The sequence below is a fragment of the Pantoea cypripedii genome, from assembly GCF_002095535.1.
Taxonomy (GTDB): Bacteria; Pseudomonadota; Gammaproteobacteria; order Enterobacterales; family Enterobacteriaceae; genus Pantoea; species Pantoea cypripedii.
Window position 1 is genome coordinate 2,200,584 of the sequence record NZ_MLJI01000001.1, and the last position, 15,124, is coordinate 2,215,707.

13 protein-coding genes are annotated in these 15,124 nt (G+C 55.2%); 5 read left to right on the plus strand and 8 right to left on the minus strand.

All coding sequences use genetic code 11. The features are described from left to right. Positions 1-7 precede the first annotated feature (7 nt). Entirely contained in the window at positions 8-787 is a 780-nt protein-coding gene (locus HA50_RS10220) for an ABC transporter substrate-binding protein (protein WP_084874947.1), read from the minus strand. A 15-nt stretch (positions 788-802) separates the two neighbouring features. After that, entirely contained in the window at positions 803-1,969 is a 1,167-nt protein-coding gene (locus HA50_RS10225; RefSeq protein ID WP_084874949.1) for a methionine aminotransferase, read from the minus strand. A gap of 130 nt (positions 1,970-2,099) precedes the next feature. Here HA50_RS10225 and HA50_RS10230 point away from each other — a divergent pair, with 130 nt between their 5' ends. Beyond that, positions 2,100-2,981, plus strand: coding sequence for a LysR substrate-binding domain-containing protein (locus tag HA50_RS10230; protein WP_084874951.1), 882 nt, complete (start codon positions 2,100-2,102; stop codon positions 2,979-2,981). Here the strand turns inward: HA50_RS10230 and HA50_RS10235 are convergent. Continuing rightward, the gene (locus HA50_RS10235) at positions 2,939-4,615 is read right to left on the minus strand and encodes a methyl-accepting chemotaxis protein (protein WP_084874954.1); all 1,677 of its coding nucleotides are present in this window, start codon (positions 4,613-4,615) and stop codon (positions 2,939-2,941) included. The two genes, HA50_RS10230 and HA50_RS10235, sit on opposite strands and share 43 nt — an antisense overlap. Positions 4,616-4,828: 213 nt before the next feature. Then, entirely contained in the window at positions 4,829-6,346 is a 1,518-nt protein-coding gene (locus tag HA50_RS10240; RefSeq protein WP_084878468.1) for a carboxylesterase/lipase family protein, read from the minus strand. 192 nt (positions 6,347-6,538) lie between these two features. On the opposite strand from HA50_RS10240, the gene HA50_RS10245 reads away from it, so the two are divergent. Next, the gene (locus HA50_RS10245) at positions 6,539-6,973 is read left to right on the plus strand and encodes a DoxX family protein (protein ID WP_084874956.1); all 435 of its coding nucleotides are present in this window, start codon (positions 6,539-6,541) and stop codon (positions 6,971-6,973) included. 32 nt (positions 6,974-7,005) lie between these two features. On the opposite strand, the gene hglS is transcribed toward HA50_RS10245, so the two are convergent. Then, a complete protein-coding gene (gene hglS / locus HA50_RS10250; RefSeq protein ID WP_208617281.1) occupies positions 7,006-8,343 on the minus strand; it encodes a 2-oxoadipate dioxygenase/decarboxylase HglS in 1,338 nt (445 codons plus the stop codon). Positions 8,344-8,433: 90 nt separating this feature from the next. Continuing rightward, positions 8,434-9,756 carry an MFS transporter gene (locus HA50_RS10255; RefSeq protein ID WP_084874959.1) on the minus strand — a complete coding sequence of 441 codons (1,323 nt, stop codon included), beginning with the start codon at positions 9,754-9,756 and terminating at the stop codon, positions 8,434-8,436. Positions 9,757-10,080: 324 nt separating this feature from the next. Here HA50_RS10255 and HA50_RS10260 point away from each other — a divergent pair, with 324 nt between their 5' ends. Beyond that, positions 10,081-11,001 carry a LysR substrate-binding domain-containing protein gene (locus tag HA50_RS10260; protein ID WP_084874961.1) on the plus strand — a complete coding sequence of 307 codons (921 nt, stop codon included), beginning with the start codon at positions 10,081-10,083 and terminating at the stop codon, positions 10,999-11,001. Here the strand turns inward: HA50_RS10260 and smrA are convergent. Then, the gene (gene smrA / locus HA50_RS10265) at positions 10,998-11,564 is read right to left on the minus strand and encodes a DNA endonuclease SmrA (RefSeq protein WP_084878472.1); all 567 of its coding nucleotides are present in this window, start codon (positions 11,562-11,564) and stop codon (positions 10,998-11,000) included. The two genes, HA50_RS10260 and smrA, sit on opposite strands and share 4 nt — an antisense overlap. A 297-nt stretch (positions 11,565-11,861) precedes the next feature. Here smrA and HA50_RS10270 point away from each other — a divergent pair, with 297 nt between their 5' ends. Both HA50_RS10270 and uspE read left to right on the plus strand, forming a co-directional pair. After that, positions 11,862-12,614: an FNR family transcription factor gene (locus HA50_RS10270; protein WP_084874964.1), complete on the plus strand. Its 753-nt coding sequence runs from the start codon at positions 11,862-11,864 to the stop codon at positions 12,612-12,614. Positions 12,615-12,733: 119 nt separating this feature from the next. Then, complete coding sequence (uspE, locus tag HA50_RS10275; protein ID WP_084874966.1) at positions 12,734-13,696, plus strand: universal stress protein UspE; 963 nt, start codon at positions 12,734-12,736, stop codon at positions 13,694-13,696. Between the two features lie 35 nt (positions 13,697-13,731). Here uspE and pntB read toward each other — a convergent pair whose 3' ends face one another. Next, complete coding sequence (pntB, locus tag HA50_RS10280; RefSeq protein ID WP_084874968.1) at positions 13,732-15,120, minus strand: Re/Si-specific NAD(P)(+) transhydrogenase subunit beta; 1,389 nt, start codon at positions 15,118-15,120, stop codon at positions 13,732-13,734. Between the last annotated feature and the right edge of the window lie 4 nt (positions 15,121-15,124).

Genomic DNA, 15,124 nt, shown 5'->3' on the forward strand with positions numbered 1-15,124 from the left:
GCATATGTTATTTCGCTACGCTAACGTCGATGCCCGGGAAGAATTTCGCCGCCAGTTTGGTCACGGTGCCGTCAGTCTGCACTTTGGTGATCGCCGCATCCAGTTCCTGTTTCAGCTTGGCATCACCCTTGCGCAGGCCAAAACCGATGCCAGAACCGAGGATAGTATCGTCTTCCACTGGCTTGCCAACGAAAGCAAAGCCTTTGCCCTGCGGCTTATCAAGGAAACCGGACTGACCCGCAGCTGACATCACCAGCGTGCCATCCAGACGCCCGGCGACCATGTCGTTATACACCTGATTTTGATCCTGATAGGACGTTACGGTCACGCCCTCCGGCTCCCAATGCTTTTTGGCATAGGTTTCCTGGATGGACCCCTGCAACACGCCGATGTTTTTCCCTTTCAGCGATTCTGCAGTCGGCAGCAGGCCCTGGCCCTCTTTCGCCACCAGCATGGTCGGAATACGGTAAATCGGTTTGGTGAAGTCGATGCTTTTCGCACGTGCTTCGGTGATGTTCATCGCTGAGTTGATGGCGTCAAACTTCTTCGCCTGCAACGCCGGGATCAGGGCATCAAAGCTGCTTTCAACCCAGCTGCATTTGAAGTTACCGCTCTGGCAAATGGCTTTACCCAGCTCGATATCGAAACCTTCCAGCTCACCCTGAGCGTTGCGGCTTTCAAACGGCGGGTACTGTGATTCCAGACCGTAGCGTAAGGTGTCCTGGGCGAATGCATGCACAGAGGTCATCATGCCCAGCGCCACAAAAAGTACGTTTAATTTTTTCATTGTTATACCCCTAAGTTACCCTTTGACCCGGCAGAGTGCTTCTGCTCCGGCCTGTAATGTCGCGTCGTCTTTGGCAAACGACAGACGGATTAATTTATTGTCTGTGCCATCCATATAAAACGCCGACAACGGAATGGTCGCCACACCGTGATCGACGATGAGACGTTTTACCATTTCGCTATCACTTTCGTCACTGAAATGTCCGTAACTGGCTAAAACAAAGAAAGAACCGGCGCACGGCAGCAGTTTAAACGGCGAATCCGCCATCAATGACATCAGGCGATCGCGCTTCTGCTGATAGAACGGCGACAGCTGCAAATAATTTTCCGGGTGTTGCAGATAGTGGGCGAAACCCACCTGCATCGGGGTATCCGCGGCGTACATCATAAACTGATGCACCTTGACGATTTCCGTCATCAGCGCGGCCGGTGCCAGCGCATAACCGACGCGCCAGCCGGTGACGTGGAAGGTTTTGCCAAAGGAGGAGACAATCACGCTGCGCTGCGCCAGCTCCGGATGCGTTGCCATGCCGCAGTGCGGACGACCATCAAACACGATGTGTTCGTACACTTCGTCGGACAACACCACGATATCGGTATTACGCGTCAGTGCTGCCAGCTGATCCAGATCCGCCGGGGTTAACACCTGCGCACTCGGGTTGTGCGGCGTGTTGATGATGATCATGCGGGTACGCGGCGTAATGGTGGCACGCAGTTCGTCCCAGTTGATGGCAAAATCCGGCACCTGCAATTTCAGGCCAATCGGCGTACCACCCTGCAAACGGACCACCGGTGCATAGCTGTCGAAGGCCGGTTCGAAGAAAATCACTTCATCACCCGGATGCACCAGCGCGGAAATCGCCATATAGATCCCCTGGCTGGCGCTGCCGGTGATCAGCACTTCACTGCCGACATCGTACTGCTGGCCATACAAAGTATGCACCTTCTGCGCCAGTGCCTCTTTCAGTGCAGGCAGCCCCGTCAGCGGCGCATACTGGTTATGCCCCTCGCGCATCGCTTTGCTCACCAGCTCGACCAGCTGAGGATCGCAGGGGAAATTCGGTGCGCCCTGGGACAGGTTGATGGCTTTATGCTGCGCCGAAAGCTGACCAATCACACTGAAAATAGTGGTGCCAACATCGGGTAATTTTGAAGAGGTCTGAACACTTGATTGAAGAGACATCGTAACTCCGCCAGATAGGTTGCATAACCACGTAATAAAATCAGATTTCTATTCAACGGCCTGCTGCTTGAGTCCACAAGCGAATTGTTGTCATAATAGCCATGACTTAAAATCATAGCTTGAGGCTGTTATGTCCCGCTCTGCTCTGCCGCTCAACGCCATTCACGCCTTTCTGGTCACGGCGCGTCACCTTAATCTGACGCGTGCCGCCAGTGAGCTTTGCATTACGCAGGGCGCGGTCAGCCGCAAAATTGCCGCACTGGAGAGCTGGCTGGGGTTCGCATTATTCGAACGTCACGCGCGTGGGCTGCATCTGACCTCGCAGGGGGCGGCGCTGCTGCCTGAGCTGCAACAGGGATTCGCCATGCTGGTCAATGCCACAGAAAAAGCCAGCCGCAGCAATGCTTCGATTCGCCTGAAAGCCCCCACCTGTGCCATGCGCTGGCTGGTGCCGCGTCTGGTGGCGCTGGAGCAACAGCGACCGGACATCCATGTGGCGCTCACCACCACCCTCGATCATGCTTCGCAACTGGATAACTTCGATGCGGCGATTGTCTACGGCATTGCCCCCGCCGAGGCCATCCATTTATTCGATGAGCGTCTGACGCCGGTGCTGACCAGCAGCGTCACGCCACCCGCCAGCGTGGCTGCCCTGTCCCGCTTCACCTTTTTACATCCCACCAATGACACCCGCGACTGGCAATTGTGGCTGCATGCGCAGCAGGCCAGCGTTCCGATGGCGCGCAACCAGCATTTTGCCACCATGGATCTGGCGATCAGTGCGGCGATTCAGGGATTTGGTGTGACGGTGGCGGATGTGTCGCTGGTGCAGAATGATTTGGCAAATGGTCGGTTGATCGCCCCGTTTGACCACTGCGTCTCTACCGGGGCGAGTTATAGCTTATTACAGCGAGCGGAACGTGATGCGCCACCCTTCCTGCAGGAACTGGTGGCGTGGTTGTGTCAGCCTCAGAATGAAACCCATTCGTCGGCGCTGGCGGATTTGGATTGAGCCACCGGTGGCGCGTTGAGCGCCGGACGGCGTAACACGGGGCCAGCCGGGGGTTTGGCAGCGTTCGTAACCGGCGCGCTCGGCGCAAGGCGGAATTTCGCCACTGACGCCTGCAACTCTTCGGTCTGACGCTCCAGCGCGCTGGCCGCCGCAGAAACTTGCTCAACCAATGACGCGTTCTGCTGCGTCACGCTGTCCATCTCCGTCACTGCCGTGCCCACCTGCGAAATCCCTTTGCTTTGTTCTTCCGAGGCGGCGGCAATGTGCTTCATGATCTCATTCACATCCTGAACCGATTTCAGGATGTCATTCATGGTATGACCGGCGTTGTTCACCAGCTCTGAGCCTTTACCGACACGCTGTACCGAATCTTCAATCAGGGTGGCAATCTCTTTCGCCGCATTGGCGCTGCGCTGGGCGAGGTTACGCACTTCGCTGGCAACCACGGCAAAACCACGCCCCTGCTCACCGGCGCGCGCAGCTTCCACCGCCGCGTTCAGCGCCAGGATATTGGTCTGGAAGGCAATGCTATTGATGACGTTGGTGATTTCAGCAATTTTCTTCGAACTGCCGGAAATCCCTTCCATGGTGGTCACCACTTCACCCACCAGACGGCCACCCTGCTGTGCGGTACCAGAGGCAGTTTCCGCCAGTGAACTGGCCTGACGCGCGTTGTCGGCGTTAAATTTCACCGTGGCGGTCAACTGCTCCATGCTGGCTGCGGTTTGCTCCAGCGCGGCGGCCTGCTCTTCGGTGCGGGAAGAGAGATCGTTGTTGCCTGCGGAAATTTCCGCCGCACCACGGTAAATGTTTTCCGTCCCGCTGCGAATGGCGCTCACCGCTTCACGCAGGCTGTCCTGCATCGCGCGCAGTAACGGCACCAGTTTGCCCACACAGTTGCGGCCAAACTCCTCTACCGGCTGGCTAAGATCGCCCTGAGCGATAATGGCGAAGTGATCGCGAATCTTATCCAGCGGCTTAACCAGCATGGTGACCAGGTAACGATCGGTAAACAGCAGGATCAACAGACCGACCCCCACCGCCACCAGAATAATCACCTTCGTCACATTGGTCAGTTTATCGACGGTGACACGGGTGTCTTCCAGTTTGATCGCCGCCGCCTGATTAAAACTTTCGGCGCTGGCACCAAAGGCACGGCTCAACGCTGGCGTGACATTATTGGCCTGCGCACGGTAAGCCTCCAGCGTGCCCTGCTGCGCCAGCGCAACCTGCGGCGCAATCCCTTCATCCAACAGTTTTTGCCAGTTGGCGATCACGTTATTGGCGGTATCCGCATCCATCGGACCCGGTGCCATCGCTTTAAACTGTTCCAGCTGCTGCTTCATGCTGTCCAGCGCCTGTTGCACCGGCCCGAAGGCATCGGCCGGGGGTGTGGCACCAGAGGCACGGATTTCCATCACGCGCGACATACGTGTGACCACACGAAAATATTGATCGTTGCCTTTACTCAGCACCGTCATTTGATTGACCAACTGACGATCAACCTCGTTGCCGTCACCCAGAGCGTTTAGCGAGTGCACGCTAAACAGGCCGACGACGCACCACAGCAGGCAGAACAGCCCAAGAATGGTCAGCATGACGGCACGAATAGTAAAATTTTTTAAGATACCCATACGAAATCCCTTGATGTGAAACGCAATGGAGGCCCGATAAAATCGGGCATATTGCGTTTATCGGCAGCAGATTCAGAAAATGTACGGGTTTTGCAAGCTAATTAATTGCTGGATCAGCTGCGAATCCAAAAGGATTGTCTGAGCTAAATCAGAGGGATGCGAGAAAATTTGCCTTAAAAAAACGTTTGCGGAATTTAAGCATTAGCAAATTAATTAAAGTTTCACCATGCTGCGCATCATCAGGCGGAACAATCGCAGTCGCCCACGCATAAAACGAGGCTGTAACCTCAGGGGATGTTCTGTCTCCTGGCTAAACACCAGCGTCACATCTTCACTGGCACGCCAGGCGGGCCAGGCAATGTCACCCTGCAACTGATGGCTGAACTCATTGGCGTCCCGGGCAAACGTCACCCAAAAAGCGCTGACTTTGGCGGCGAAGGCATGGTCGGCTGCGGTATACGTTCGCCCTTCTGGCGGCGGCAGCGATTGCAGCGTATTGAAGACATAGGGGATTTCGTTGCCATGCCAGGCTCCGTGGGGATAGAGATCGCGTGATTGCTCGGAAACATAATCGAACCAGTAACGCCAGCCAGGCATACCGATATTATGTTGCGCTTTGACGATCAACAGCGGCATCACCGAAAAAGCCATGTCACGCGCCACCGCGCGCCCCAGCAGCCTATCATCGTGAATATCGTACAACCACTTGATCACCCGATAGCTGAAGCGGTTTTTACGCCGTAGCTGCTGGAGCACCTGGGTGGCATCGACGCCAAAAAACTCCAGCACGCTGGCCTCATCGCTATTGCTGCCAATCATCAACGGCACCCGGTGCTGTTTGCCCGCCAGAAAAGTGGCCAGCATCGGCCTGGGCAACACCGCATCGCCACTGATCGGCACCGGCCCCAGCGCCAGTGGACGTTGTAACGGCCAGAACGACTCCGCAGGCAACTCGCGTAACTGAGCGGCCGAGACGTTTTCCGCCAGCCCGAAATGCGCCGCCACCTTTTTGCCCGCCTGCTGCGCTTCTGCACGCGGAATATCCGGCAGACTATAGGCGCTCTGCACAATGCCTTTGTGGAACAATCCCTCAGCCAGCGGGGAACAACATAAAGACAATACGCTACGCGCCCCCGAAGACTCACCAAACAAGGTGATATTGTGGCGATCGCCGCCGAATGCCGGGATATTGCGCTGCACCCATTGCAGTGCCGCAATCTGATCGAGCAGCGCAAAGTTATTCACGATACCATCCGATGGATATTCCGCATCCAGCGCCGGGTGAGCAAAAAAACCGAAATGGCCGAGACGGTAGTTGAGGGTTATCACCACCACGCCCTGCGCGGCCAGCGCTTTGCCACGATAAGGATCGAGGCTGCCAGCGCCAATGGCAAATCCGCCGCCATGTAGCCACACCATGACCGGCAACGGCCTGGAAGGCTCGATATCAGGCGTCCAGATATTCAGATAAAGGCAATCTTCGCTAAAACGCCCAGGATCACCGCCACCTGCCGCGACGCAGTAGTCCCGATTTTGCCAGCTGGCATCACCCCATGCTGTGGCATCATGCACCCCCTGCCAGGGCCGCAATGGCTGTGGTGGCCGCCAGCGCAAGGCGCCAACCGGAGGGGCGGCATAGGGTATCCCCTTGAAGACAAAAAGATCATCATCCATTGTGCCTCTGAGTTCACCTTCCGCTGTCACGATCCTCAGACGTCGTTCGTTTTTCATCTCGGCTTCCCTGATCATGGATTCCTCCATTATTTGCAGGCCCGGCGTGATTGTCCATGTTGCTGAGGAATTTGCAGATTAAGCCGAAAACCCGTGCGCGAGATTCAACACCCCATTCTGATTTTTTGTCGGGTTGCCATTTACCGATTAGATTTAATGTTACAGGTTGACCTGGCGAAATGGAGAAGCGCAATGTTCGGTGGTATTAACCAGCTGTTTACCCGGATGTGTGATCATCCGGACTTCGCTAAATTACTGCTCCGCCTGACGTTTGGCGGATTACTGTTGTTTCATGGTGAATTTAAAGTCGTGCACGGCGTGGCGTGGATTGAGCATCTGCTCACCGTCAGAGGTATGCCTGGCTTCATCGCATACGGTGCTTACATCGGAGAAATTCTGGCACCCGTGATGATGATCATTGGTTTCATGACACGCCCTGCGGCGTTCATTATTGTGATCAACATGATTGTCGCGACGTTGCTGGTAAAAATGGGCGTGGTCTGGCACCTGACGGATGTGGGTGCATGGTCGCTGGAGACGGAAGCCCTTTACACGCTTGGCGCACTCGCCATTATGTTTCTGGGTGCCGGGAAGTACTCGCTGGTGCGGACTCCACGCCTGCAATAATGATACAAAGCCGGTCCGCAGACCGGCTCTTTTTATGCCAGGCCGCAGCGTACCAGGCTGCGCTGCTGCATCTGCTGATACAACACCATTTCATCCTGCACCGCTGCACCCAGCGCGCTTTCAAAGGCTTCGCGGCTGGCGTTGCCCGCACTGCGGACCTGGGCTTCATCTCCCAGATTAGACTGGAAAATCCCCGCTGCGCTTACCGGTAAAAAGTCTTCATAGGTAATGGGTTCTGCCAGCAATCGACCTTCTTTCATCAGCTGTTCCATACTCTCTTCCGCACGCGGAGGAGACTGGATGCCCTGTTCCGTTAACCGATAGCGGAACCACGCCAGCTGCTGTTCCCGCAGGCTGGTTTCATCATCAGGAAAGTCACTGAACACCGCTGCCAGATGTTGCTGATGGTGCTGGTTATCCGGGCCGGTTCCCGCTTCGGCCAGCAACTTATCATACAGCGCGCGGCCTTTCGGCGTCAGCGCCACACCACGCTGCTCGATCTCGCCGAACCGGGCGGTATGCGTCCCCTGAAAGCCATCCTGAAAATGGACCGGTTCTTCCAGCGCCTTGAAGCTGGTCTGGCGCAACAGAATCGGCACCTGACGTTGCGGTGGACCTTCGATCAGCGTTTTAGGATCGATACCGCGTGACGGCATCAGCGCCTGCACGCGGTCAATGTCCAGCGTACGCGGTGTCAGATGGTTGATGTGGCAACCGCGGAAGCACACCACATCGGCGATCAAACGATGCTGCTGACTCAGCGCACGATAGGTGGCGCTGTCAACCGTGGTATGCGCATGCCAGCGGAAGGTTTCCAGTGCTTCTTTGACGAATAACGCGGCATCGGCAGCGGTAAGTCCGCCCTGCTGCTGGTGTTTCGCAATCAGCGCCCGGCAGCCTGGGGTAAAAATATCGCGTGCCGCGAGGATAGCGGCAGCTTTGGCACGCAGCGCCTCATCGTTAATCAACTCCAGCCGCAACAGTGAGGTAAAAACGCGGAAGGGATTACGCCGCAGCGCACTATCGCTGACCGGACGAAACGCGGTGGAGTGCACCGGCACGCCAGCCTGTGACAGATCGTAGTATCCCACCGGATACATACCCATGACGGCAAACATCTGCCGTAACAGGCTTAACTCCGCAGCCGTACCCACACGGATGGCACCATGACGCTCCACGCTTAAGCGGCTGAGTTCATCGGCAGCAGCCAGACGATTTTTCAGGGCGGGATTGGCTTCCAGCGTCCGTTCGTTAACGGCGCTGACCAGTTGCGTCAGAGTGCCATATTGCGGCACCTCTTGCTGGTACATCGCCGACATGGCCTGAGAAAACAGCGTGCGAATGGCATCGCTGGCGAGAAAGTTGTCCATGATCATCACCTCGGGCTAAAGGGTTGTTGCTACTGTAGATCAACCGCTTAACACCGGGTAACAATTTCGTGGAACTGTGATCTCGCCTGCTTACTCCGGGTCACCAAAGCGAAATTTCAGGACCAGCATCACCGTGGTTAACACCGCCGGTAAGGCCAGCATCAGGAAGATATGGCTGAATGACCAGCCAAGCGACAGCAATTCCGCGCCGACAAAGGCACTGAGGATGGCACCGACGCGCCCTACACCATGCATCCAGCTGGAACCGGTCGCACGCGCATGGGTGGGATAATAGCTGGCAGCCAGCGCGTTCATGCCGGTATTGGCACCGTTAAAACAAAAGCCGCTGCAAAAGGCGATGCCACTCATCAACCCGACCTGGGCTGGGGAGAAACCGAGGACGATAATCGCGATACCGCCACAAAAATAGATCACTGCCAGCGCCAGGTTGGCATTGACGCGGTCCATCAGCCAGCCAGCGAACAGTGACCCCAGAGTGCCGCCTGCCTGGTACATCGCGGTGATGATCGCGGCTTCAGTGACCGACATCCCCAGCGTATTCACCAGTGACGGCAGCCAGCTGCCAATCAGATAAACCAGGAACAGCCCCATGAAATAACCGCCCCACAGCATCAGGCTGCCAAACAGGTAGCGGCGGGAAACCACGGTGGCTATCGCGCCATGACGTGCGGTGGCTGGCTCGGCACTGAGAAAATGGCTGTTAGCTTGCACTGCACCCGGCATCATACGATCGAGAATGGCATGAATCCGCGCCGCGGGTGCCCGACGACTGATAAGAAAACGCACCGACTCCGGTAAACCACGCAGCAGGAAAGGCAGTACCACCAGCGGCAGCACGCCACCGAGCAACATCACCGCATGCCAGTTATAACGCGGCAGCAGACAGGAGGCGGCAAAACCACCCGAGGCGGCACCGAAGGTGAAACCGCAAAATACCACGGTGATAATGAAGGAGCGACGGCGTTCAGGGGCGTATTCCGCCACCAGCGTACCCACGTTGGGCATGGCCGCGCCAAGGCCTAATCCGGTCAGAAAACGGAACAACATCATCTGTTCGATGTTTTGTGCCATCGCAGTGGCCAGCGTCCATATGCCGAAGAACAGGACGCTTTGCAGAATCAGCAGGCGGCGACCAAAGCGGTCGGCCAGTGGCCCCGCCACCACAGCACCCAGTGCCAGCCCCACCAATGCGGCGCTGATGACCATGCCGAGTTGATGATTGCTGACTCCCCAGGCGGCTTTGAGCGTCGGTGCGATAAAGCCCATCAGCGCGATGTCCATACCGTCCAGCGCCACAACAATGAAGCAGAGTGCAATCAGGCGCTTTTGCCAGCTGCTTAATGCGCTCTGATTAATGAGCTGGCGGACATCTACTGCTTCAACGCTGGTCACGTCAGAACCCCTGCTTCGGCTTACCGATTTAAACATCAGTTTTGGTAAAAAAAACGGCGCTTATGATAGCTCATCGTTAACAATAGCGGGCAGTAATTTTGAATGTAATTGAGAATTATTCAGGATTTGTGATCTTAACCCTCTGATATTACTGACGGTAATAACCTGGCAGGTAGATTAATATCCGGTATTCCCCGTGATTACAGTGACTTATGCGTTTAGCGCCACACAAGCTAAAATTGTTAATATAATTTTGCAGCGAGGTTAACAAAATTTCAGTTTGCCAGTTGCCTGCGCGCTGGAAATCTCATTAAGTGTGAGGTTATGGACAAAAATATCCTTTTCAATCAGCGCATTCGCTTGCGCCACTTACATACCTTTGTTGCGGTAGCGCAGCAGGGCACACTGGGCCGGGCAGCGGAAACTCTCAGCCTGAGCCAGCCTGCGCTATCGAAAACCCTCAACGAGCTGGAGGAACTGGCGGGTGCCCGTCTGTTTGAACGTGGCCGTCTCGGTGCGCAGCTCACCACGCTGGGGGAACAATTTCTTACCCATGCGGTGAAGGTGCTGGATGCACTGAATCATGCCGGGCAGAGCTTCAACGCCCCGCTGCCAGGACGCCCCATGGTGATCCGTCTTGGCGCACTGACGACGGCAGCGATGGGCATGCTGCCGCAAATTCTCGATCGTTTTCATCAGCAGCAACCCAACACCACGGTTCAGGTGGCGACCCTGCATAACAACGTACTGCTGGCGGGTTTACGCGCCGGGGAATTTGATATCGGTATTGGCCGCATGGCCGACAGCGAGATGATGGCGGGTCTGACTTATGAGTTGCTGTTTCTGGAGTCGCTGAAGCTGGTGGTGCGACCGGAACATCCGCTATTAGGTGACAACGTCACGCTATCCAGAGCGATGCAATGGCCGGTGGTGATCTCCCCGGAGGGCACTGCGCCGCGCCGTATCGCCCAGCAGATGCTGGATGATCAGGATTGTTCCCTGCCCGCCAACTGCGTTGAAACCTCTTCCACCTCGCTGGCACGTCAGCTGGCACTGCGTTACGACTATGTGTGGTTTGTGCCATCCGGGGCCATTAAAGAAGATTTGAGCCATAATGCGCTCTGCGCCCTGCCCATCAGTTCCGGTGGACCTGGCGAGCCGGTGGGTATTATCACCCGCACCGGTAATACCTTAAGCCTGAGCGCAGAAGTATTAATGGCGACGATCCGTAAGTTCCACAGTTAACGGCTGCGCTTGGCATGCCGTTCGCGGTTATCCAGGCGCGCCTTATCGGTTTTACGCAATCCAATGTAGAGCGCGCCCGCACCGCCGTGTTGCGGTTGTGCCACGCAAAAGGTTTGCACTTCATCAAACTGTTGCAGCCAGCGAGCGAGGTAACTGCGCACGATATTGGCATGCGATTCATCCTCCCGCCCCTTGCCGTGAATGATCAGCAGATTGCGTAACCCCTGCTTGCGCGCCTGCATCATAAAGCTGAACAACGACTGGCGGCAGGTTTCCACCGGCTGACGCAGCAGATTGAGGCTGGCATCCAGCGGGTATTTGCCCAGCCGCAGTTTATCCAGCACCCCTTGCTGGATACCATCGGCTTTGTACTCCAGCGGCGTCGCCAGCGGAATAATCTCCAGAAAGCCACGCGTGAGAAAGTTTTCCTGTTCATCATTGCGGTGTGGTTCCCGTGGCGCTTTGGTGGATGGTGCGCGCAGCCACTGGGTATTGGCGCAATCTTTCAACGGTGTCACATCACCCATGGCATCCCGGAAAAGGTCATCATCATCAAGGTTCATGGTTTTTTCCCACATAACAATTCAGCGAAGAAAGAGTAGCAAAAGCTTTCTGGCATCACATCTGTCACTTTTTGCACAAAAATCCAGCTACGAGTGGTGCCAAAAAAGTGTCAACAAATCGTTCCAGATCAAAAAACACCCTTGCGGAAATTATTGGCAAATAGCGGAATTAGCGCTGATCAACTATTTTTGCGCCACCCCCACTTTTTTTGAGGATTATTACTGCTCGGATGAGTGTCCTTTGCACGGAAAAATGTTAAAATTGACCGCAGTCAATAATCATCGAGCGTAGACATTATGATCCCGGAAAAACGCAGCATTCGACGTATTCAGTCTGGCGGTTGTGCCATCCATTGTCAGGATTGCAGTATCAGCCAGTTGTGTATTCCCTTCACGCTGAACGAGCACGAACTGGATCAGCTGGATAATATCATTGAACGTAAAAAGCCGATTCAGAAAGGCCAGACATTGTTCAAAGCCGGTGATGAACTGAAATCTTTATACGCTATTCGCTCTGGCACCATCAAAAGTTACACCATCACTGAACAGGGTGACGAACAGATTACCGGCTTCCATCTGGCAGGTGATTTGGTAGGTTTTGACGCCATTGTCAGCGCCCATCACCCGAGTTTTGCTCAGGCACTGGAAACCGCGATGGTGTGCGAGATCCCCTTTGAGACCCTCGACGATCTGTCCGGCAAAATGCCTGCCCTGCGTCAGCAGATGATGCGCCTGATGAGTGGCGAGATTAAGGGCGATCAGGACATGATTCTGTTGCTGTCGAAAAAGAACGCTGAAGAACGTCTGGCTGCCTTTATCTGGAACCTGTCACGCCGCTTCGGTCAGCGTGGTTTTTCCCAGCGCGAGTTCCGGTTGACCATGACGCGTGGCGATATTGGTAACTATCTGGGACTAACCGTAGAAACCATCAGCCGTTTACTCGGTCGTTTCCAGAAAAGTGGCATGCTGGCGGTAAAAGGCAAATATATCACTATTGAAAACCATGCTTTGCTGGCAGAACTTGCTGGTCAGACTGAACAGGCTGCCTGACACTCAGCCGGATCAATAAATGTTATTTTATTGATCCGGCAACAACTTTTTCCCTTCTGCACTGTCCTAACTTAGGCTATCTTTAACCCAACTTGCTTTGGTTTTGAGGAGATTGCCTTATGTCCCGGTACCAAAATATTCTGGTCGCGATTGATGCACAGCAGGATGATCAACCCGCGCTGCGGCGTGCGGTTTATCTCAATCAACGCATCGGCGGAAAAATCAAAGCTTTCCTGCCTATCTATGATTTTTCATACGAAATGACCACGCTACTGTCGCCGGATGAGCGTGGCAATATGCGCAAAGGCGTGATAAGCCAGCGTACCGAGTGGATCCGTGAACAAGCCCACGCCTACTTAGAGGCGGGTGTCGATATTGAAATCAAAGTGATCTGGCATAACCGCCCCTTTGAAGCGATTATTCATGAGGTCATGACCCATCAGCACGACCTGGTGCTGAAGATGGCGCACCAGCACGATCGGCTGGAAGCGGTGATCTTCACCCCCACCGACTGGCATCTGCTGCGCAAATGTCCGTGCCCGGTGTGGATGGTTAAAGACCAGCCGTGGCCGGAAGGCGGCAAAGCGCTGGTGGCGGTGAACCTTGCCAGCGAAGAACCTCATCATGATGCCCTCAACCAAAAATTGATTCAGGAAACCACGGTGCTGGCGGAAATGGTTAACCATACCGAAGTGCATCTGGTGGGTGCCTACCCGATTACCCCGATAAACATCGCTATCGAACTGCCGGACTTCGATCCCAGCGTTTATAACGATGCGATTCGCGGCCAGCATCTGGTGGCGATGAAAGCACTGCGTCAGAAGTTTTCCATCAGTGAAGAGTTCACCCATGTGGCAAAAGGCTTGCCGGAAGAAGTGATCCCCGATATCGCGGCCCATTTAGGGGCGGGAATTGTGGTGCTGGGCACCATTGGCCGTACCGGATTATCTGCGGCGTTTCTGGGGAATACCGCTGAACAGGTGATCGATCATCTGCGTTGCGATTTGCTGGCCATTAAGCCTGATGACTTTAAATCACCCATCGAACTTGATGATGATGACGAAGAAGACGATGACGAATAACGCAAAGGGCGACCAACTGGTCGCCCTTCCTTTTATTACAGCGCGCGCAGAATGCCTTCTACGCTGGCCTTCGCATCACCAAACAACATTTGCGTGTTGTCTTTGAAGAACAGCGGGTTCTGCACACCGGCATAGCCAGTATTCATAGAGCGTTTGAAGACGATAACGTTCTGCGCCTTCCAGACTTCCAGCACTGGCATACCCGCGATAGGACTGCGTGGATCTTCCTGCGCTGCCGGGTTCACGGTGTCGTTCGCACCGATAACCAGTACGGTGTCGGTATCGCTGAAATCATCGTTGATCTCATCCATCTCCAGCACCACGTCATACGGCACTTTGGCTTCCGCCAGCAGTACGTTCATATGACCCGGCAGACGACCGGCCACCGGATGAATACCAAAACGCACTTTGATACCGCGTGCACGCAGCTTCTCGGTGATTTCCGCCACCGGGTACTGCGCCTGTGCCACCGCCATGCCGTAGCCAGGGGTGATGATCACTGAGGTTGAAGCTTTCAGCAGCTCGGCGGTTTCTTCGGCATTGATCTCACGGTGTTCACCGGCTTCTTCGCTCTCACCACCGACGCTGGTGTCCGTACCAAAGCCACCGGCAATCACGCTGATAAATGAACGGTTCATCGCCTTACACATAATGTAAGACAGGATGGCACCGCTCGAACCCACCAGCGCACCGGTGACGATCAACAAGTCATTGCTCAGCATGAAACCTGCTGCGGCCGCCGCCCAACCTGAGTAGGAGTTCAGCATCGAGACCACCACCGGCATGTCAGCTCCGCCGATGGAAGCCACCAGGTGCCAGCCAAAGGCCAGCGCGATGAGCGTCATCAGCAGCAATGCAAACACCTGCGCCCCAGTGCTTTCCGTGCGGACAAACCACACCAGCAGCGCAAATGAAACCACCAGCGCCAGCAAGTTCAGCTTATGGCGATGCGGCAGCATCAGCGGACGCGATGAAATTTTACCGCGCAATTTACCAAAGGCGACGATTGAACCGGTGAAGGTGACCGCACCGATAAAGATGCCGAGGAACACTTCGGTCAGATGGATGTTTTCCATCACCGCCGACAGGCCCGGTGCGTGGTCGAGGTAGCTATTAAAACCGACCAGTACCGCTGCCAGACCGACGAAACTGTGCAGGATAGCAACCAGTTCCGGCATTTCGGTCATTTCGACTTTCTTCGCCAGACGGACACCAATTGCACCGCCGATCACCATCGCCAGCAGGATCCAGGCAACGTTACCGCTGTTGGGGCCAAAGATGGTTGCAAGCAGCGCGAGAGCCATCCCGCTCATGCCAAAAATGTTACCCTGCTTTGAAGTCTCATGTTTAGAGAGACCGGCAAGGCTGAAAATAAACAGAATCGCGGCAACAATGTATGCTGCAGTGACTAATCCGCCAGACATGTTG

Excerpts from the sequence above, each read along its gene's own strand:
- HA50_RS10245 (WP_084874956.1), top strand. The coding sequence starts at position 6,539 with ATGTTCGGTGGTATTAACCAGCTGTTTACCCGGATGTGTGATCATCCG.
- HA50_RS10235 (WP_084874954.1), bottom strand. The coding sequence starts at position 4,615 with ATGGGTATCTTAAAAAATTTTACTATTCGTGCCGTCATGCTGACCATT.
- HA50_RS10270 (WP_084874964.1), top strand. The coding sequence starts at position 11,862 with ATGATCCCGGAAAAACGCAGCATTCGACGTATTCAGTCTGGCGGTTGT.
- HA50_RS10220 (WP_084874947.1), bottom strand. The coding sequence starts at position 787 with ATGAAAAAATTAAACGTACTTTTTGTGGCGCTGGGCATGATGACCTCT.
- HA50_RS10230 (WP_084874951.1), top strand. The coding sequence starts at position 2,100 with ATGTCCCGCTCTGCTCTGCCGCTCAACGCCATTCACGCCTTTCTGGTC.
- uspE (WP_084874966.1), top strand. The coding sequence starts at position 12,734 with ATGTCCCGGTACCAAAATATTCTGGTCGCGATTGATGCACAGCAGGAT.
- HA50_RS10225 (WP_084874949.1), bottom strand. The coding sequence starts at position 1,969 with ATGTCTCTTCAATCAAGTGTTCAGACCTCTTCAAAATTACCCGATGTT.
- smrA (WP_084878472.1), bottom strand. The coding sequence starts at position 11,564 with ATGAACCTTGATGATGATGACCTTTTCCGGGATGCCATGGGTGATGTG.
- hglS (WP_208617281.1), bottom strand. The coding sequence starts at position 8,343 with ATGGACAACTTTCTCGCCAGCGATGCCATTCGCACGCTGTTTTCTCAG.
- HA50_RS10260 (WP_084874961.1), top strand. The coding sequence starts at position 10,081 with ATGGACAAAAATATCCTTTTCAATCAGCGCATTCGCTTGCGCCACTTA.
- HA50_RS10240 (WP_084878468.1), bottom strand. The coding sequence starts at position 6,346 with ATGAAAAACGAACGACGTCTGAGGATCGTGACAGCGGAAGGTGAACTC.
- pntB (WP_084874968.1), bottom strand. The coding sequence starts at position 15,120 with ATGTCTGGCGGATTAGTCACTGCAGCATACATTGTTGCCGCGATTCTG.